Source organism: Sphingobium sp. C100, from assembly GCF_000508185.1.
Lineage (GTDB): Bacteria > Pseudomonadota > Alphaproteobacteria > Sphingomonadales > Sphingomonadaceae > Sphingobium.
In genome coordinates, this window is sequence record NZ_AYOY01000001.1 from 53,088 (window position 1) to 73,603 (window position 20,516).

12 protein-coding genes are annotated in these 20,516 nt (G+C 59.6%); 8 read left to right on the forward strand and 4 right to left on the reverse strand.

Features of this window, described 5'->3' with window-relative positions; translation table 11 throughout:
* Positions 1-412 precede the first annotated feature (412 nt).
* The gene (locus tag C100_RS25790; RefSeq protein ID WP_161633883.1) at positions 413-7,063 is read left to right on the forward strand and encodes an autotransporter domain-containing protein; all 6,651 of its coding nucleotides are present in this window, start codon (positions 413-415) and stop codon (positions 7,061-7,063) included.
* A gap of 819 nt (positions 7,064-7,882) precedes the next feature.
* On the opposite strand, the gene C100_RS25795 is transcribed toward C100_RS25790, so the two are convergent.
* Positions 7,883-8,788: an alpha/beta hydrolase gene (locus C100_RS25795; protein ID WP_024017891.1), complete on the reverse strand. Its 906-nt coding sequence runs from the start codon at positions 8,786-8,788 to the stop codon at positions 7,883-7,885.
* Between the two features lie 100 nt (positions 8,789-8,888).
* Here C100_RS25795 and C100_RS25800 point away from each other — a divergent pair, with 100 nt between their 5' ends.
* From C100_RS25800 to C100_RS25825, 6 genes are all read left to right on the forward strand, one after another.
* The gene (locus C100_RS25800; protein WP_024017892.1) at positions 8,889-9,782 is read left to right on the forward strand and encodes a LysR family transcriptional regulator; all 894 of its coding nucleotides are present in this window, start codon (positions 8,889-8,891) and stop codon (positions 9,780-9,782) included.
* Positions 9,783-10,036: 254 nt separating this feature from the next.
* Positions 10,037-12,229 carry a TonB-dependent receptor gene (locus C100_RS25805; protein ID WP_024017893.1) on the forward strand — a complete coding sequence of 731 codons (2,193 nt, stop codon included), beginning with the start codon at positions 10,037-10,039 and terminating at the stop codon, positions 12,227-12,229.
* Positions 12,230-12,330: 101 nt separating this feature from the next.
* Positions 12,331-12,897 carry a nuclear transport factor 2 family protein gene (locus tag C100_RS25810; RefSeq protein WP_161633884.1) on the forward strand — a complete coding sequence of 189 codons (567 nt, stop codon included), beginning with the start codon at positions 12,331-12,333 and terminating at the stop codon, positions 12,895-12,897.
* Between the two features lie 280 nt (positions 12,898-13,177).
* Positions 13,178-14,038, forward strand: coding sequence for a helix-turn-helix transcriptional regulator (locus C100_RS25815; RefSeq protein ID WP_161633885.1), 861 nt, complete (start codon positions 13,178-13,180; stop codon positions 14,036-14,038).
* 382 nt (positions 14,039-14,420) lie between these two features.
* Positions 14,421-15,179, forward strand: coding sequence for an SDR family NAD(P)-dependent oxidoreductase (locus C100_RS25820; protein ID WP_031308417.1), 759 nt, complete (start codon positions 14,421-14,423; stop codon positions 15,177-15,179).
* 42 nt (positions 15,180-15,221) lie between these two features.
* A complete protein-coding gene (locus C100_RS25825; protein ID WP_031308419.1) occupies positions 15,222-17,579 on the forward strand; it encodes a TonB-dependent receptor in 2,358 nt (785 codons plus the stop codon).
* 46 nt (positions 17,580-17,625) lie between these two features.
* Here the strand turns inward: C100_RS25825 and C100_RS25830 are convergent, their stop codons facing one another.
* From C100_RS25830 to C100_RS25835, 3 genes are read right to left on the reverse strand one after another with little or no spacing between them, the layout of a single operon-like run.
* Positions 17,626-18,561 (reverse strand): alpha/beta hydrolase, encoded by a 936-nt coding sequence (locus C100_RS25830; RefSeq protein WP_024017898.1) that lies wholly within the window; start codon positions 18,559-18,561, stop codon positions 17,626-17,628.
* Between the two features lie 23 nt (positions 18,562-18,584).
* Entirely contained in the window at positions 18,585-18,827 is a 243-nt protein-coding gene (locus tag C100_RS48915; protein ID WP_200866527.1) for an alpha/beta hydrolase, read from the reverse strand.
* A 29-nt stretch (positions 18,828-18,856) separates the two neighbouring features.
* On the reverse strand, positions 18,857-19,525 hold the full coding sequence (locus C100_RS25835; protein WP_200866528.1) for an alpha/beta hydrolase: 669 nt from the start codon (positions 19,523-19,525) through the stop codon (positions 18,857-18,859).
* Positions 19,526-19,622: 97 nt separating this feature from the next.
* On the opposite strand from C100_RS25835, the gene C100_RS25840 reads away from it, so the two are divergent.
* Positions 19,623-20,516, forward strand: coding sequence for a LysR family transcriptional regulator (locus C100_RS25840; RefSeq protein WP_024017899.1), 894 nt, complete (start codon positions 19,623-19,625; stop codon positions 20,514-20,516).

Sequence of the window (20,516 nt, forward strand, 5' to 3'; positions counted from 1 at the left end):
CGGCGTTAGCCTTCTTGTCTTGTCAGCAATGCTCGCTGACGTTGCAATAGCTCAATGCCAGCCCGATCCGCCGATCACAGGTGGGACGACCATTTGCGATGGCACCGACAATGATGGTATTGTCATCACATCCGAGAATACGAGCGTCTCGCTATCTAGCGGTGCGCGTATCTCTTCGTCCGGCAGCGATGCCATTTTGGTCCAGCGCGCGCACAGTGGTGTCTACTCCAGCACAGTGCTCCTGAATATCGACGGTCATGTCGAGGGCATAGGACATGTCGGCGTCCGGTTTGATGCTGCAAGCCCCGCTTATGCCTCCGACTATTTGGGTGTCGTGGTGGGATCCGGCGGTCGCATCGACGGCAGCACAGGCATTCTTCTGTCAAACGGGCCGGACAATGCCTACGCCTCCATGACTCTGAACGTGGATAATAGTGGATCGATCACCGGCGCCGATGGCTATGCCATTCGGGATGACACCGCGGACACCGCTTACGCCTATATCGGTCTGGTCAATCGCCACGATGGGGTCATGGGTGCGATCAGCGGAAAGCTGACCCAACTGAGCAATGACGGGCTAATTGATGGCGGGGTATGGAGTGCCATCGACGGCAGGATTGGCGATGGTTACGGCCCGAAGGCAGACCTGAAAAATAACAGCATTATCCGCTCCGATAGCGCGAATGCGACGATCGACAACCTCGGTGCCGGGGCTGTTGTGGTCAACACCGGAACAATCGCCAACGACAGCGGCGGCACCGCGATCCGGGGCTATTATTATTCTGTCGATAACCAGGCCGACGGCATTATCAAAGGCGACATTATCGCGACTGGCGCTACCGGCAGTCTGCAATTGACCAATGCGGGTGTGATTGAGGGCAACGTCATCACGCAGGCTTTCTCATCTCCCTATTATTCGCCAACGAGCACCGTCGATTCCCGCTTCGGCACCATCAACGGCGATCTGCTGCTGGGGGGTGGTCATGACCTGCTCATTGCGACGTTTGATCCGGTTGCGGGTTTGCGCACCGGCGTCAGCGGGCGTGTCGATGGCGGCGAAGGGAATGACACGATTGATGTGCGGTTTGAAGCCGACAGCACCATCAATCAGCGCATCGCGCTTCCTGGCTTCGAACAAGTCCGCATCACAGCGCTGAACACGGCAAATGTCGCGCTAGTCGATGGTTTCGTCGCGAATGCTCCGCTGTTTCTGACCGGCAATGGAACTATCAGGAACCAGACCAGGATTATGCTGACGGAGCCGAACGCCACAATCTGGGCGGGCGACTCTTATGGCTATGGCCTGACCTTCCGAAACGAAGGCATCATTAACGCCGCAAACGCGGACCCCTATATGACGGCCCTGTCGTTTGCGCAGATGACGTTCGACAATAGTGGATCGATCAATGTCCAAGGCAATGCGCTGGGGCTCTATTCGATTAAATTCACCAATGAAGGCGATATAACGTCGACCAAACGGACCGTCTACTTCGGATCGGGTAGCATGGTGAATTCTGGGATGATCCGTTCGACCAGCGATATCGCCCTGCACATCGATACCTATTATGGTCTGCCCCTTATCAATAAAGGACTGATTGATGGCGCCGCTGTAGGCGTCTTGCTTAACGGCAGCCTCAAGAATAGCGGCACCATCTCCTCTCCCCACATTGCGGTGGCGATGACCGGCGGCGGGCTGTTGAACGAAGCGGACGGGGTTATTTCAGGCGGGAATTTGGCGATTGGTCCGCAAAATTCCAACTATTCAGTCTATGACAGCACGATTGCCAATGCGGGTACGATCAACGGAACCGTCAATCTCGCCAGCAATTCTATTTATGGCTATGGTAACAGCTACATCGCGCTGCGGGGTGGCATACTCAATGGCGACCTCATCCTGGGCAGTAGTGACACGCTCGCAGTGTCTCTGCCGGTTTCGAGCGGCGCTATGTTCGATGGTTTCAACGGCACCGTCCATGGGAATGGCGCAAGCCTTCGTTACATGGCCGCAACCGACGCCAGTGCGACTCTCGGTCGCCTCGCCGGCTTCGGTGCGATCAGCTATGAGGTCGCGCAGGATGCGACCCTCTTCCTCAGTGCGCCTGCAACACAAAGCGACAGTCTCGTTTTGGCTGGTCAAGGCACAGTCGAGCTGGCTGCGAACTTTAATTTCGCGGAAGATGGATTGCTCAACATCGTTGATGGCATTAGGCTGCCGGGCGAAAATTACAATAATTCGGCACTGTTGGTCAGAAGCAAGGGTGCGCTGACGGCTATACGAAGTGCAACCGGCAACTATCCTTCCTACGGCGCGATGGTCGTGCTGGGCTATGAAAACAGCTTCATCAACGACGGCACCCTGACCTTCCAGAATTTTGCAATCTCTCCCTACAGCTATGTGGCCGCAATCAGTCGAGGGCGTGAGGTCACGAATAATGGCGTCATCCTTGTCGATGGAGCAGCGGCTATCAGCGGCGCAGGACATGTCTATAATAACGGCCTGGTCACGGAATTTGAAAGCGGAACGACATCTGTTGGGGTTGTCGCATCATATTTGACCAACAACGGTACGATCAGCATGAATGGTCGCGCTGTGGTTGCCGATTTCAATTCCACTAACATTATCAACAACGGCGTGTTGCGCAGTAAAAACGGGATCGCGATTGCGGGCGATGGATCGCTGATTCTTGTCAACGACGTCGATGGCACGATCGAGGGTAAGGACGGCGCGATACGCGTCAGTAGTGGCGCGTCGATCCGAAATGCGGGCATCATCACGGGCACTGTGAATATGGCCTACCGTACTTACGGTAGCAGCTATGCCAGCAGCCTCTACATTTCCGACGGCGGTATGCTGAATGGGGATCTGCTGTTTGGGTCGGCAAACGATATCTTCCTCTCCAACGGAACGGACATAGGCGTTTCGGGTATTATCGACGGGGGCGAGGGATTTGACGTTTTCGGTCAGACGTTTGTAAGCAGCGGGACTGTAACCCTTGGGGCGGTATCAGGGGTGAATTTTGAAGCCCAGTTGGTACGCGCGGAGGGTCCTGATACAGTTCTGACGCTGGAATCAGCTGAACCCGTCGCTAATGGTTTTGCGATTGGTGGCGACGGCCACATCGTTAATCGGGCGCAATCTGGGGGTGTCATAGCTAGTCGGGTCTATGCTTATCCTTTCGAACTGGAATTGGAACCTTTAGCGAGTTTCTCGAATGAAGCGGATATCTCTGCATTTTACGGTGCTGCGCGCACCTTTACTAACAGCGCGGTGATCGGCAAAAATAACGCCGATTATGCTGGAGTGTCGATCACAAATATCGATACACTTTCATTCAGCAATGAAGGAATGATCAGCGGCAACCAGCAGTACGGCCTTGCCGTGAGTTTAGATAGCGACCAATTACGCGAAATCACCTTCAACAATGCTGGAATGATCGCGGGTCGCGTTGAAGGCTATTTCAACGCCGACGGACCGGCTACTGTTGCCATTCGTAACGCAGGTACGATCTCCACAGCGATTGAGAACGGCATCAGCATAAGCCTGTTTTCCAGTGCGGGAAGCGTGGTGAATATCGACAATAGTGGGACGATCGAATCCTCTGCCAAATGGGGATCGGCGATCAGTCTGGCTGACCTTTTCGAGGAGCCCGGCAGTTTCACGATCGCGAACAGCGGAACCCTACGCGCCAATGGCGGCGGTTCATTGATTTCCTACGACTATTGGCCGGATTATTTCTATACGGCCCCCGCGTCGGCGATCCGCGGATCGGGGATATCTGGCTCGGTCCTGACTGTCACCAATGCGCAAGGCGGCGTCATCGAAGCGCTTGGCGATGCCTCGACCGCCATTCTGTCGAGCCTGGCAATCGACATCGACAATGGCGGCGAGATCAACGGTCGGACCGGGACGGTACTTGATTCGGACGATGGTCTAGCGCTGCTGCTTGGCACGACGCGTCTGGCCGGTGCAATCCAGAGCATTGGTAATCATGATGATCGCCTTACCAACAGCGGCATCATCCGCGGCGATATCGACCTTGGTTTTGGCGAGGATGTAATCGTCAATCGCGGGACGATCATCGGCGACGTCTACCTGCGCGACGGCGACGACAGTTTTACCCAGCTGGCGAGCGCAATCCTGCAGGGCACCGTCGATGGCGGCGCCGGCACCGACAGCTTCATTGTCGATGCGACGGGCGGTGGGGCGGTGAATGCCGATCATTTCGTCAATTTCGAGCGCTTCTTCCAGATCGGCGAGGGCAATGTCAGCTATTCGGGCGACTTTGGCTTTGACACGATCGGCCTGGACGGCGGCACCATCATCGTGGCAGCGGGCGAGACGCTAAGCAGCGTCGGCGGGACCACCGTTACTGGCGGAGCAGGCAATGACAGCGTGCAGAACGCGGGCACGATCGGTGGGGGCATTGCGCTGGCCGGGGGCGATGACAGCATCGTCAACGGGGGTGGCATCGGGGGGCCGGTCGACATGGGCGCGGGCAATGACAGCTTCACCGAACAGGCGGGCAGCAGCGTGGCCGGGCTGATAGATGGCGGCACCGGGACCGATCTCTATCGCGTGATCATGGCGGGCGACCGCAGCGGCATCGGCGCCCATACCGGATTCGAGCAGCTCTCGGTCGAGGGCCAGGGTACGCTGACTCTGGCGCTGGATCAGGGCTATGACCTGATTAGCCTTCTCGGCACAAACCTCAACCTCACCACCAACGGTGCGTTTGTCGGCCAGATCCTGGGCAGCGCCGCGCAAGAACAATTGCGCCTGACCGGCGATGCCAGCAACGTGCTGCTGGGCGGTGGCAATGACGCGCTGATCTTCGATCTGACGCGCGCGGCGGGCCGCTATGATGGCGGCGCGGGCGATGACAGCCTGGCCTTCTCTGCGCAGGGTCCGGTCACGCTGACCGGTGCCGTAACCGCTTTTGAAAGTGTGTCGCTGGCGGGCGGCACCCTCGTTGTGACGGGTCAGCTTGGCGGCGCCGACGGCGTGCTGCGTTTCGGCGATGTCGGTGAACGGCTCGACATCGCGGCGGGTGGTCGCTTGTCGGGCCAGATCGACATGGCCGGCGGCGATGATATCGTAACCCTCGCCGATGGCGCGCTGTGGCAGGGAACTCTGTCGGGCGGCGCTGGCAATGACGGCCTGATCCTGGGGATGGCCAACGCCCGCACCTTGGACGCCAACAACCTGCTCGGCTTCGAAGCGGTCACGGCGCAGGGGGCCGCGATGCTGACCCTGACCAATGGCTTCACCTTGCAGAGCCTGAATGTGGCAGGCGACCTGACGCTGGCGAGCGATGCATCGCTGACCACGAACAGCCTGACCTTCGGCAGCGCCGACAATCGTTTCATCATCAACGGCCTGTTCGCAGGATCGATCGATGGCGGCGCGGGCAGCAATCGCATCCTGCTCAACGCCGGCAGCGCGGCTGCACCGGTCCGCTTTGCGGCGGTCAGCAATATCGCCGGGCTGGATATGAGTGGTGGCTATGCGACCGTTTCGGCTGACGCCGATTTCGGCGTGATCGACCTGACGAGCGGGCGTCTGGTGGGGCGTGCGGGCTCCACCATCCGCGCGGGCGGCCTTGTGGTGCGTCAGGGGGCGACCTTCGGATCGGCCGGCCATGTGATCGGCAATGTCAATGTCGCGGGGACGCTCAGCCCCGGCGCATCGCCCGGCACGATGACCGTGATCGGCAATGTCGCCCTGGCGGGTGGATCGACCACGCTTATGGAGATCAGCCCGACCCTATCCGATCAGTTGCTGATTTCCGGCACGCTGACGATCGCGCAGGGCGCTGGCCTCGTCCTGACCGCCGATCAGCAGGTGAAGCCCGGCACCACGCTGGACCTCATCATCGCCAATGGCGGCATATCGGGCAGCTATACCAGTATCGTGAAACCCGACAGCCTGTTCGGCTTTATCGTTCAGGACGACAAGCGCATCCGCCTGCTGGGCCAGTTCCTCAATAATGGCAGCTTCACGCCGCAGGTCCGGCGCGCCATCGATTACACCAACGCCGTGATCAGCGCAGGCACGGCTAGCGACGGCCTGATAGACACGCTGCCCGTACTGGCGAGTGCATCGGGTGCATCGAACAGCGCCGCTTTCGCGCGCCTGACCGCCGAACCCTATGCCTCCGCGACCCAGATGGGCATGGAGAATGGCCTGACGATTGCCAATGCCGCGCGCAGCATTGCCCGGTTGTCGGGTGACGATGCACCGCGGGCGTTCAGCATCGGCCAATATCTGGGCGGCCTGGGCCGGATCGCGGCCGACGACCAGGCCGGTCAGTCGGCCAGCCGTTCGCGCAGCTACGGCCTGCTCGGTGGGCTGGGTATCGGCACGGACCGCTGGTCGATCGCAGGCTTTGGCGGCTATCTGGACTCGCGCCAGACGCTGCGCCACCTGGGATCGCAGACCGACGCCGATGGCTGGTTCGCCGGTGTCGCTGGCAGCTATGCGATGGGCGCGCTGCGGTTCGACGCGACGCTGGCCTATCACCAGATCGATGCCGATACCGATCGCCTGACGCCCGATGGTGACAAGGCGCATGGCCGCTTCCGCCTCAAAAACTGGGTCGGTGACCTGTCCCTTTCCTACGAGGCGTTGCTGGGCAGCGATTGGGCGGCACAGCCGGACATCGGCCTGACCTATGTCGCGACGACCCGCACAGGCCTGCGCGAGGACAATGGCAGCGTCTGGGCGCTCGACGTTGCGAAGGACACGCATGATGCCCTGTTCGCCGATGGCGGCATCGCCTTCGGGCGCAGTCGCGGTTCCAAAGCTCGCTTCCGGCCCTTCGTGCGATTGGGCGTGCAATATCAGTTGCAAGGCCGGAGCGTCGAGGCGCTGGCAGGCTTCTCCGGATCGGAGCAGGGATTGCTATCGCTCGGCGTCCGTCGTGGCGGTCTGGTTGGCAACGTGAGCGGCGGCGCGGAAATGCGGGTCGGTTCGGCTCTCTCGCTTTTTGCCAATGCCTCACAGACCTATAGCGAGGATGATCGCCGCGCTTCGGCCAATGTCGGGGTAAAACTCGCCTTCTGAGGATTGTAACGGTTAGTCGCTGCCGCGACAAATGGGGACACTCACAGGCGAGAATGTCTCTTGGTCCCGAAGCCGACTATTGCGAACGTTCCAGCCAAGGTCTTCCCAAAACGGTCACCTGGGTGTCTCAAAAGCAGATTGTCGCTGATTTCGCTCCGAAGCAAACAGCCCGTAAAGTCCCATCCTTTGCCATAAAACAGATTGCGACGCGGCCCCCCCCCTATAAGCGTGGCCGCATCTGCAAGGTTTCATTTCAAGTCATTTGTCGGAAAGTCTGTTGGAGGAGTCTGGCCCGCTTGCGGGTGCCATTGAAAGTGAAATTGCCGACCTCGGCGTCGAGAAAAAGGTCGTGTCCAGAGAGTGGTGTAGCTGAGGTCTGAGGTGGTCACCGTGATTTTCGGATAGGTTTGGGTTGCGAAGCTCGAACCTGACGGAAGGAACCACGATCACCGACCCCATGATGCACTTGCGCTCGCCGGTGGAGAAGGCATCGAACGCTGAAATTTGCGCAACATGATCGCGTTTGCGGCCGAGCGGTTGATGAAAATGGCACCTTCAGATGGGTCGCATCGATCATCAACTGGTCTGGCTTCCCGCCCTTCGCCGCGAGCGCTGCGAAGATATTGTTGAACACGCCGAGCCTGCTCCAGCGGATGAAACGGTTTCAAATCACCTTTGACGGCTCACACTCAGTAGACGCATCATGCCATCGCAGGCCATTCCTGATCACGAAGAAAATGCCACTGACGATCAGGTCCTGAGCCTGGATCGATGGTCCACTTACAGATCAGAAATTTCCAATCTGTAAGTGGACTGCAGTTAAAGATGAGCCCTGAAGAAGGGCGCTAACTGCGAAACCGCCTCTTCCGTGCAATCGGGATTGTCGTACAGCGCCAGATGGGTGCCTCCATCTATGATGTGCAGGCTCTTGTTCTGGCTGGCTGCCTTATCCATGATATCCTTGCTGAACCAGAGCGAACCTGCGTCACTGCCCGCCACCAGTTGCAATGGCTGGGTCAGCAGCACGTCGGCCAAATGAAAGGCGTCATAACTCGCCAGTTGCGGCAGGCTACGTGTCATGAACTTACTAGGTGTGTTGCAATGCTGCGCGCGGGGGGTGCGGTAATAGTCATAGGCTTCGCGCATGTCGGGGTCTTCCACGCCATCAAGGCTGGTTGGTGAGAAGGGGATATAGGCGACGTCGCCGCCATTGGCTTCAATCGTTCGTTGCGTGGCGCCCATTTCGAGCAAGCCAATGGCCTGTGCCGGATCGGTCGCGCCGGTCCAACCGTTGCGGAACATCGCACCGATATTGACGGTGCTGACGGCGCCGACCGCCTTGATGCGCCGGTCGGTCATCGCGGCGTGGATCGCATAGCCGCCGCCTGCGCAGACGCCCAGAACGCCGATCTGCGCGGGATCGATGCAATCCAGCGAGGTCAGATAATCGACAGCGCCACGCACATCATCGACGCGGGCATAGGGGTCTTCCAGAAAGCGCGGCTCGCCGCCGCTTTCACCCTGGAAAGAGGCGTCGAAGGCCAGCGCGACAAAGCCTTCGCGTGCAAGCCGCTGCGCGTAAAGGCCGGCGGTCTGTTCCTTCACGCCGCCGCCCGGATGGACGCACACGATTGCGGGATGTCGCCGCGCTTCGTCGAATCCTTCGGGCACATGGAGGTTGCCGGCCATTCGGATCGAACCGTTGAAAAATGTGACAGACTTCATGATCTTTTCTCCCGCTCGTTGCGATGATGAAGAGATAGCGTCGGGCCGGGAATTACATTAGACAGGGTTATGCGAAAGCCATCATTAGCAATGCTTATTAATGCAGACCGAAAATCTCCGTGATCTGAACGCCTTCGTCGCCGTCGCCAGGGAGGGCAGCTTCACCCGCGCCGCCGCGCGACTGGGGGTGTCGCAGTCGGCGCTGAGCCAGACCGTGCGCGCGCTCGAAGAGCGGGTCGGCATTCGTCTGCTCAACCGCACCACGCGCAATGTCTCGCCGACCGGGGCGGGGGAACGATTGCTGGCACGGGTCGGGCCTGCGCTGGAGGAGATCGATCTCGGTTTCGCCCAGCTTGGCGCTCTGATGGATCGTCCGGCGGGTACGATCCGCATTTCGGCCGATGAATATGCGATTGAAAATGTCCTGTGGCCGGCTCTGGAGGCGTTCCTTGTCGCCTTTCCCGAGATCAATATCGAACTGACGACCGATTATGGGCGGGCCGACATCGTGCGGGAGCGCCATGATGCAGGCGTGCGCCGGGGCCAACTGGTTTCGAAGGACATGATCGCGCTGCGGATCGGACCGGATATCGGGATGAGCGTCGTCGGCGCTCCGTCCTGGTTCGCGGGTCGCAAACGACCGAAACGACCGCAGGATCTTTCCGACCATGCCTGCATCAACCTGCGCCTGCCCACCCATGGGGAATTGCTGGCATGGCGGTTCAGCAAGGCCGGTAAGGACATTGGCGTCACGTCCGAAGGACGGCTGATATTCACCAGCATATCCCAGGTGCGTCAGGCCTGTCTTGCGGGTTTCGGCCTGGCGTATCTGCCGCTCGATTATGTCTCAGTGCACATAGGCAGGGGGGAACTTGTCGAGGTTCTGGCCGACTGGCGCATGAGTTTCGAAGGCTATCACCTCTATTATCCCAGCCGTCGCCAGCATCCACCGGCCTTCACCGCGCTGATCGACGCCTTGCGCTATCGCGGCTGAGCGGCTGTACGCCCTAACGACATGCAATATCGTGGTCCCAAGCGGGCGCAGCGCTAAAGGCTCAAATCCCACCCTAATACATTCGCCGCGTTCCGATCATTGAAGCAGATAAGGTCTGGCACAGATCGAGCCTGTAATGGCCCCCAATGTTGGGGACACGTCCTCCTACGCCTTCCGTTCTATACAGAATGAGACAGCAGAGCGCTGACGGGCCAAGTAATGCCTGCTCGCTCGCATAAAAATGGGGGAGAGAGATGAAGATTTCGACATTGCTTTGCGGCGCCATGCTGACAATGCTGCCCAATTTCGCCATGGCCCAAGCCGACCCTGCTCAAAGCGAAGGGCAGAAAACGAGTGACTTTGGCGACATCATCGTAACGGCCCAGCGCCGCGCCGAACGGTTGGTCGATGTGCCGGTTTCCGTTAACGCGATCAGCGCGGAAGAGATGCAGGTCAAGCAGATCAATTCCGTATTCGATCTTGGGAAATCCGTCACCAGCCTGCGTTTCGAGGGGCAGGCCCCCACCTTCATGCCGACTCTGCGCGGTGTCGGCACGTTGCTGCTGAGCGGTTCTCTGGACGCGAGTGTGCCAGTCTATGTCGACGGCGTTTACCTGCCCAACACGCGCGGCATGAATTTCGATCTGCCCGGCGTGAACGGGATGCAGGTGCTCAAAGGACCGCAGGGTACCTTGTTCGGTCGTAACTCCACCGGTGGCGCGATCCTGATCACCACGTCCGAACCTTCGGGAACGCTGACCGGTCGCTTCAAGATCGGCTATGCCAAATATGAAGACCTGCGGGTGCAGGGCTATCTGTCCGGTCCCATCACCGACAATATTCGAGCCGGCCTGTCGGTCAGCTATCGCAAGTCGGATGGTTATACGAAGAATATCGTGACCGGTGCGGACGATGATGCGCGCGCCAAGATGTTCAACATCCGCCCGGACATCCTGCTCACGAACAATGAGGGGCTTAGCGTCCGCCTGATTTATGAGCACAGCTATGCGTTCGACACCACTGCACTGGGATTGAACAACCCGGACGGATTTGAAGGCATGACGGCGCTGGCCGCTCTTTTCGGTCTGGAAAAGCCGATCATCGCGACGAAGCCCTGGCAGACCTCCGCCAACAGCGAGCCCATAAACCGGAATGTCGGTGATTCCGGCGCGGCTATTCTGAACTGGGAGATGAGTGACGAACTGACGCTGAAGAACGTGACCAGCTATCGCGCTGATAAGAACAGGTTTCTGGCCGACGCGGACCTTTCCCAGCTTTCCTTCTTCGATGTCGGCAACGACGTATTCTACCGGACCTTTTCCGACGAGATGACGCTTAATGGTAAGATCGGCAAACTTGATTACGTGGCTGGTCTTTATTATTACTGGGGCAAGGTCTGGGATGCCGACAACGGCCGGGCCGTCTTCTTTGGGCAGCCTTCGACGGGCGGTAATTTCCAGCATATCAAGGCGGAAACTGCCGCAGCCTTTCTCGACATGACCTATGAAGTGGCGCCAAATCTATTCCTGACCGCCGGCGGTCGCTACAGCACCGAGCGCAAGGATTATTCGCTGGTCAACAGCGTTACAGGCCTGGCCATCCCCATCGAGGACATTCCGGACATTCCGGACCTGAATCTGCCGGATCACAAGCGCTGGAACAGCTTCACGCCACGTGCGGTCGTCCGCTATCAGATCGATGCAGGCAGCAATGTCTATGCCTCTTATTCGCGCGGCTATAAGACGGGAACCTATTCCGGCGCGGCGCCAGTCCTGATCGATCCTGAACATCTGGACGCCTATGAAGTGGGATTCAAGCACAGTTCTCATCGCTTCAGCATTACTTCGGCGGCATTCTACTATGACTATAGGAATGTGCAGGTTACGGCCGTGGATGCGAACAATCCGGCCCGGACCAATTCCGTCAATGCCGACGAGGCGCGCAGCTTTGGCGCGGAACTGGAGGGCAGCTTCCGCCCGACGCCGGAATGGTCGATCAGTATGGGCGTGGCCTATCTCAATGCGAAGTTCGTCCGTTTCGCCGATGCACCGAAATTTGTTCCCAGCCCGGACCTGCCCGGTACCTGGACGACGGTCAATGTCTCGGCGGACGGAACGCGGATGCCGCGTTCTCCCAAATGGTCGGGAAATTTCGCCACGAGCTACGACATCGACGTGGGTTCGGGCATTGTCCAGCTTTCGGCCAATGTGAACGCCGCGACCAAGAATTACAACGTTGCGAACCTTGGTTTCCCCGTCGGCACCTATGCCGAAGTGGGCGCGAATATATCCTACACCACCGCCGACACGCATTGGCGCGGCGAATTGTTCGTGACGAACCTCACCAACCACGACCGCCCGCAGCAATATCAGGGCGGGCCGCTGGGCACTTACGCGATATGGGCGCCGCCGCGCGTTTTCGGTGGGTCGCTTTCCTATAATTTCTGATGATGTTCCGATGCGATCGCGCGCAGTCGGCGCAGGATCATCTTCTAATCGGGCACCGATGAAAAAAACGCCCTCAAAGAACAACTATGGGAGAAGAGAAGATGAAAATCCGGAAAACTATTGGGAGCGCCGTCATTGTCGCTCTGACCGTCATGACAGCGGTGGGCGGCATCGCCCCGGTGGAGGCCAAGTCGCTCGCGCCGCAGGGAGCCGCCGCCACGGAACTCAAGGGGCTCGACCGCATCTTGGCGATCGAGGAGATGAAGGATCTTCGTCTGACCTTCTGCCGGTCCCTCGACAATCGCAACTGGGACGCGCTGCGCGCCACGATGGCGGATGATTTCGAACTTTATTTCGCGCAGACCGAAGGTCCTGACGGGCCCAACATGCGCCCGCCGGCGCAGCTTGTTGGGGCGGATAAGTTCATCGATTTCGTCAAACAGCTTTTGCAGGGGCAGTCGATCCACATCTGCACCATGGCGCAATTCGAAACCGTGACCGCCGATCGGGCGCGGGCCTTGTGGTTTATCAACGGCTATGGCGCCATTGGTGGCCAGACCGGCCTGGGTTTCGAACGGCTGGTCGAAGATTATGTCAAGATTAACGGTAAGTGGCTGATCAAGAAGGCCGATGGCCGGGTCGAGGCGCAGGTTAATTTCCCCAAATAGGAGCTTCCATCCCGCCGATCCGCGTGTCTCCTTCTTCGGGAAGGAGCGCGCGGCTTTCATGTCAGGCAGAATAGCGCGCAGGATGACATCCCGGGAAAAATGGTCAAAACGATCCGGCAGATTTGCCCCTGTTTCGCCATTCTTGTTTGCGATGCCGGGATGGCAAAAATTCTAACGATCGCTTGATTTTGTTGTCTGCCCGGATCATGTTCTGCATTCGAATCACGATAAGTGTTCTGGCGCAGCAATCGCCGCCATACATATAAGGAACGAGGGGAGGGTGCTGGAGATGTACCCAGGCAAGAGCGCGGCAGGAGCCAATCCGCCTCCATTCGGCATGTCGACCCGGTGCAACGGCATGGGCGGTCTGATCGGGGCGGTCGGCGCTCCGACTTTCGAGTCCGAACTGGCGCGGCAGTTAATGCAGATGTTTCAGTCGGAATTTGTTCATATCTGTCATTTTCCTTCAGGCCGGCCGCAGATGCTGATGTCGATCACGGAGGATGGCAGCGCGAGGGCGCAGGAACACAGCTCCCATTATCTGGAGCGCCGCATGTGGCAGTTCGATCCCACCCTCGATGCCGGCAGCCGATGGAATGATAATGATCCGATCCTTACCCAACTCAGTATCGATCGACCGGAAACCGAGGAACTCAAGCATTTCTATGACGACAAGGGCATAAGGGAGCGGGTGGTTGTCTACGGAAAGGGCGGTGGTGGGCATCTTGGTCTCAGCATCGTGCGAACCCAGGCGCGGGGGGCTTTCAGCGACGAGGAACGTTCAAGGGTCGGTATGATCGGTGAAATCGCCTTCCCGCTGCTTGCCCGCCATTATGCGTTGCTGGATGAACGGAGCATTGTGTCGTCGGCCTTGACGTCTCTCAAACTCATCGAACAATGTATTGCATTGTCCGGGCATAATATTCCCAGACGAGAAGCGCAGGTGATTGCCCGTATGCTCTATGGCCTGACTTGCGAGGGAGCGGCGCTCGATCTCGCCATTTCTTATGAAACTGCGTTAACCTACAAGAAGCGTTTCTACCAACGCTTCCGAATGGGCGGCATGCGCGATCTGGTGAGCTGGTATTTAGCGCAATTTTCCAACGCCTGTCATTTGCTCTGCGACCAGCGGAAGCATTGATCGTCACTGCACGTCGGATGGCGTGCTGCGACTTACAGCTAGTGGATCGATTTTGGCATTTGCATCCCCTGGAGGTTGGGATGGGACTGCATATGTAAAAATCACAAAATCCAATAGAATCAAATATCTATACAGATCATAAAACAGATACTGACATTCGTGCGCGACATGGCTCAAGCCGTATCGAATGTCAGAACCGGATTATGAGAGCATCCTCCTTGTTTCGAGAAATCGCGCCATCGGCTCTGATGGCACAGCGCCGATACTCCGTGCGGTTCAAGATGGCGATCGCCGCTGTCCCTAATGTTGGGGGCAGCACAGCGGATGCCGCGATGATAGCCACCCACAAGAAGGCAGCGATCTCAAATAACGCGAGGGGAATATGGCAGGCATGGAAGGGCGGTCGATCATCGTGACCGGGGGCGCGAGTGGCATCGGTGAAGCTGCGGTGCGCCTGTTCGCGGGACATGGCGCACTGGTGACGTCCGCTGACCTTGATGCGGAGCGCGGCGAGGCGCTGGCGGCCGAGTTGACGGCATCGGGGCGGAAGGTGCAGTTCATCCGCACAAATATCGCGCAGGAAAGCGATGTCCGCGCCATGGTGGATCGGGCCGAGCACGCTTATGGCAGACTGGACGGGGCCTTCAACAATGCGGGTATCGCCAACGCCCCAGGTCTGCTCGCGGACATGGCGCTGGAAGAGATGCAGCGGGTTTTCGGCGTCAACCTGTTTGGCACCTTCCTGTGCATGAAATATGAAATTCAGGCGATGTTGCGGGCGGGTGGGGGCGCGATCGTCAACACGTCTTCGGTCAGCGCCTTCATCTACGACACGCAACTTGCTGCCTATTCGGCATCCAAACATGCGATTACCGGCCTGACCCGCGCTGCCGCCGCCGAATATGGCCAGCATGGCATACGCGTAAACGCCATTGCGCCATCGGCCACGCGTACGCCGCTCTACCTCGACTATGTGGAGGCCAATCCGGGCTATGTCGCGAAACTGGAGGCGGCTCACGCCCTGCGCCGTGCCTGCGAGCCGATCGAACAGGCGCGCGCCGCCATGTGGCTGCTGTCGGACGACCCGTCCTTCGTCACCGGCGTCGTCATGCCGGTGGACGGCGGTTACACGCTTTACTGAGCAGATAAGGGCCACAAAGGCCCCTAAAATGGGAGGAACGTCATGTACCCTAGAAGATTTCTGCTGATCGGCACAGCAATGTTGGCGTCGCCCAGCTATGCGCAGGTGGATGCGCCCGGCGCCAATGACGTTGGACCCGAGATCATCGTCACCGCCAACAAGCGCGAGCAGAAGCTGTCCGATGTCGGCGCGACAGTTGCGGTGCTGGGTGGCGAAGCGCTCGCACGGCAGCAAATCAGCGACCTTGCCGACATCGCCCAGGCGGTGCCGGGCCTGTCTTTCGCCAATTCGGAAAATGGCACGCCGATCCTGACCCTGCGCGGCGTCGGCTTCATCGAATCCTCGCTGGCCGCCTACCCGACCGTATCGGTCTATGTCGACGAAGCGCCGCTGCCCTTCGGCGCGCTGGCGATCCATTCGGCTTATGATCTGGAGCGGGTGGAAGTCCTAAAAGGTCCCCAAGGCACATTGTTCGGCCAGAATTCGACCGGCGGTGCGATCAACTTCATCGCCGCCAAGCCCACCGACGATCTGTCGGCCGGCTTCAATATTTCCTATGGTCGCTTCAACGAGGTCAATGGCGAAGCCTATGTCAGCGGTCCGCTGTCCGGCGCGCTGAAAGCCCGCGTGGCCGCACGCATCGAGCGCATGGACGGCTGGCAGATCAGCAATTCGCGCCCCGACGACCGCAATGGCAAGGTCCGCAATCTCATGGGCCGCCTGCTGCTCGACTGGGAGGCGGCACCGACCGCGCGGTTCAGCCTTAATGTCAATGGCTGGAAGGACAAGAGCGACACCGCCGCGCCGCAATATATCGGCTATGTCCAGCAGAATCCGGTCGCCAATCCGATCATTCCCACTATCCCCTTTTCCCCGGAAAAGCCGCGCGCCGCCGACTGGGGCGGGCCGGTCGCGGGTTTCGAGCCCTTTGGCGACAGCGATTTCTGGCAGGTCTCGCTGCGTGGGGACATCGACCTCAGCGACGCGATCACGCTGACCTCGCTGACCTCCTACCTGCGGTTCAACCAGCGGCAGGGGGCCGACCGCGACGGCCTGCCCTATACGGTGAACGACCTCATCAGCGACGGTTCGATCCGCAGCGTCTTCCAGGAACTGCGGCTCAGCAATGGTGGGGCCAGGCCTTTCCGATGGGTGGTGGGCGCCAATTATGCGGACAGCAAGGTCGATCAGGCGGCCGATTTCGATTATCGCTATACTTCGGTCAACGAGACGGTGAAAACCTTCTATGGCTATGACCTGACCCGCGCCCACTACAGCAATTTCCAGAAGCTGCGCAGCTACGCCGTCTTCGCCAATGGCGAATATGATCTGGCCGACGGGCTGACCTTCAAGGCGGGCGCCCGCTATACGCGGGCGAAGAGCACGGCCACCATCTGCAACACCGACCTGACCGATGACGCCAGGGGGACAGGGGCCTTTCTGTTCGATATCGTCTATGGCGGCGCGGCGGGGCCGTTCCGGACGGGCGACTGCTTCGCGGGCAATGATCTCGGTCGCACGATCAACGGCGTCGCGCCCGGTGCGCCCGGCGAATATAGGGACAGATTGAGCGAGGATAATATCTCCTGGACCGCGGGCCTCGACTATAAGCCGCGCCCCGGTCTGCTACTCTACGCCAATGTCAGTCGGGGCTACAAGGCGGGCAGCTTCCCCGCCGTATCGGCGACCAGCTTCGTCCAGTATCGCGCAGTCAGCCAGGAATCGGTGACGGCCTATGAAAGCGGGGTGAAGGCCTCGCTGCTGGGTGGATCGTTACAGGTCAACGCCGCCGGCTTCTATTATGACTATCGCGACAAGCAGTTGCGGTCGAAGGTTCAGTCCTTCTTCGGTATTCAGGATGCGCTGGTCAATGTACCCAGATCCACGATCAAGGGTTTCGAGCTGGAAACCACTATGCGGCCGGTCGAAGGATTGACGCTGGCCACCGGCTTCACCTGGCTGGACGCCAAGATAAAGACATTCCAGGGTATCAGCGGCGGTGGCCTGCCCGCCGATTTCGCGGACACGCGGATGCCGTTCGCACCGAAATATCAATTGTCATCGAATCTCGACTATGAATTCCCGATCACCGGCAGCCTGAATGCGTTTGTCGGCGGAAGCATGAACCTGCGTTCGAACACGATCGCGGTCGTGGGCGGCGACACCAACGCCGCCAATGCCGTCCCGACGAACAAGATGCTGCAAGGCATTGACAACTATATCCTTGTGGACGCCCGCGTGGGCATCGCCGGACCGGACGATGCTTGGCGTCTCATGGTCTTCGCCAAAAATATCTTCAACACTTACTATTGGAATAATGCCGTGACATCGTCGGACGCCGTGGCCCGCTTCGCCGGGACGCCGGCCACTTATGGCGTCAGCCTGTCGATGCGTATGTAGACAAGGGCGGGGGCATGACCCGGTGGATCAAGCTCCTGTCGGCGGCTTATTCGCGCAGATGGTGCCGGAAAAAGGGAACGGCCTTTTCGAGTGCGCGGCCGACCGGTTCAGGTTTGTCGTAAAGGTCGTAGTGCGACCAACCTTCCAGCGAAACTAGTTGGCGGTCTTTCGACGCGGTGGCTCGGCCATAGATTTCCATGCCGTCGCGGAACGCGCCGAACGCGCCGACTTTCTGGCCGATCACCACCATCACCGGCTGCGTCAGCAAGGTTTCGGCAAAGGCGAAGGCGTCCCATGCCAGTGTCTTCTGTGCATGGGAAAACAGCATCCGGGTCGCTCCGCCGGGCTGTTGGCCGCGCGGTGTCTTGTAGTAATCGGTCGCTTCGAAAACATCCCGTTCGGTGAGGCCGTTCTGCGTCGCGACGGCCGGGCTGGCGGGCAGCAGTTCATTGACCTGGAGATCGCCGCCGCGCGCTTCCTTCGTGCGTTGCGCCGCCATGGCGCCCAGTGCGCCGAGCGGATCATATTGGCTGAAACCTTCACGGAACAGCCGGCCGACATTGACGCCGGTGACGCTGACCACCGCCTTTATCCGCTTTTCGGTGAGGGTTGCATTGATCGCGTAACCGCCGCCGCCGCAAATGCCGATCACCCCGATCCGGTCTTCATCGACATAGGGCAGCGTCACGGCATGGTCGATCACGCGGCTGACATCCTCGACCCGCTGGGTCGGATCCTCGATCCAGCGTGGGCTGCCGCCCGATTCTCCCTGAAAGCTGGCGTCATAGGCGATGACGACAAAGCCCTGCTCCGCCAGCGCCTTGCCATAGATCGCGCCGGAGGTCTGCTCCTTGCAACTGCCGAAGGGGTGGATGCTGACGATCAGCGGATATGTTCGCGTCTCGTCAAAGTCCGGCGGATATTGAATAGTCGCCGCGATAGGCCAGGCCATGTCGGCATTCTGGATCTGTATGGATTGCATGGGAATTTCCTTCCTTTCCCCGGTCACTCGGCCGGGACGGTTTCCGCGACGTTCAGCCTTGCCCGAAAGAAGGGCACGAGGACCGACACCGCCTCATCGACGAAGGCCTGACCGTCATAGAGGTCCATATGATTGGCGCCCTCGACGACATGGAATGCCTTGTCGGTGCTGGCGGCGCGGTCGAACAGGTCGTCGCTCATCCATTTGCTGCCCGCGACACTGCCTGCGACGATCTGGACGGGCTGGGTCAGATAGATGTCGGCCATGTGATAGGCGTCATAGGTGATGACCTGGTTCAGGCTGCGCAGCGTCGCGAAGCCGGGCGCGGTCGGACAGGCGGCGCGGGTGTGTGATAATATTCCCAGGCCTGGCGCAGTTCCTCGTTGGGGGCGTCCTCCTCCTTCAGCGGGGCGAGCGGCATGGTGGCGATGTCGACCCCGTTCGCGTCGGATGTCCGGGCGTCCGACCCGGCCACGATGTAGGGTAGGGCGTCGATCGATTTGACGTTGTTTTCCCAGCCGTTGCGAAACATCGATCCGATGTTGACGGCGCTGACAGTGCCGATCGCCTTAATCCGGCGGTCCTGGATCGCGGCATTGGCGGTATAGCCCGCCCCGGCGCAGATACCCATCGCGCCTATCCGGCCCTGGTCCACATAGGGGAGGGTCGTAAGATAGTCGATCACCGCGCTGACATCCTCGGTGCGGATATGGGGATTTTCAAGCTGGCGCGGGGCACCGCCGCTCTCACCCTGATAGGAGGCATCATAGGCGATGGCGATGAAGCCCTGTTCGGCGAGCTTGCGGGCATAGGTGCCCGCGGTCTGTTCCTTCACGCCGCCGCCCGGATGTGACACCACGATCGCGGGATAGCGGCCGCTTTCTTCAAAACCTTCGGGGTAGTGGATGATGGCGGACATGCTGATCGTGGCATTGTTCGAATTGGCGAAGCTGATCTTGCCCATTTTGCGCACTCCTTTGCGTTGATGAAGGCAATGTAGGGCGGTAAGATTATTTCGATTAGCCGGAGAATCCTGTTTGGCCCTATCAATGAGGTGATAAATGCGGCGGGATGAAATCGCTGATCTGGCGGCCTTTGTCGTGGTTGCGGAGGAACGCAGCTTCACCAAGGCGGCGGCGCGTCTGGGTATGGCGCAGTCGGCGCTGAGCCAGATCGTGCGGCGGATAGAGGAAAGGCTGGGGCTGCGCCTGCTGTCGCGCACGACACGCAGCGTGGCGCCGACGGACGCGGGCGAACGACTGCTGGCAACCTTGGGGCCGATGCTGCACGATCTGGATTCGGCGATCGCTTCGCTGGGGGAATTGCGCGACCGGCCGGCGGGTACGATCCGCATCACCACGGTCGAACATGCGGCGAAAACCATCCTCGTCCCGGCGATGAAGGCCATGCTGCCCGACAATCCCGACATCAAGGTGGAAATCACCATCGACTATGGCCTTGCCGATGTCGTGGCCGACCGGTTCGACGCCGGGGTCCGGCTGGGAGGGGAGATCGCCAGAGATATGATCGCGGTGCGGATCGGGCCGGATATCCCCATGGCCATCGTCGGTGCGCCGGATTATTTCCGCGTCCATGCCATGCCGTCGTCGCCCGCCCAACTGATCGACCATCGCGCGATCAATTTACGGTTGCCGACTTCCGGCACGCTGAATGGCTGGCGGTTGATGCGGGGCGGACGGGAAACGCGGGTGCGGGCCGATGGTCAACTGGTCCTCAACAGCATCACGCTGATCCGGGACGCCGCGCTGGATGGGCACGGCCTCGCCTATCTGCCGCTCGATCAGGTTCAGCCTGATCTGGAGGCGGGGCGGCTGGTGCGGGTGCTCGGCAAATTCACGCCTAATCTGCCGGGCTACCATCTTTATTATCCGCACCGGCGCCATGCCTCTTCGGCCTTCACGCTGCTGGTGGACAATTTGCGTTCTCGGGACTGA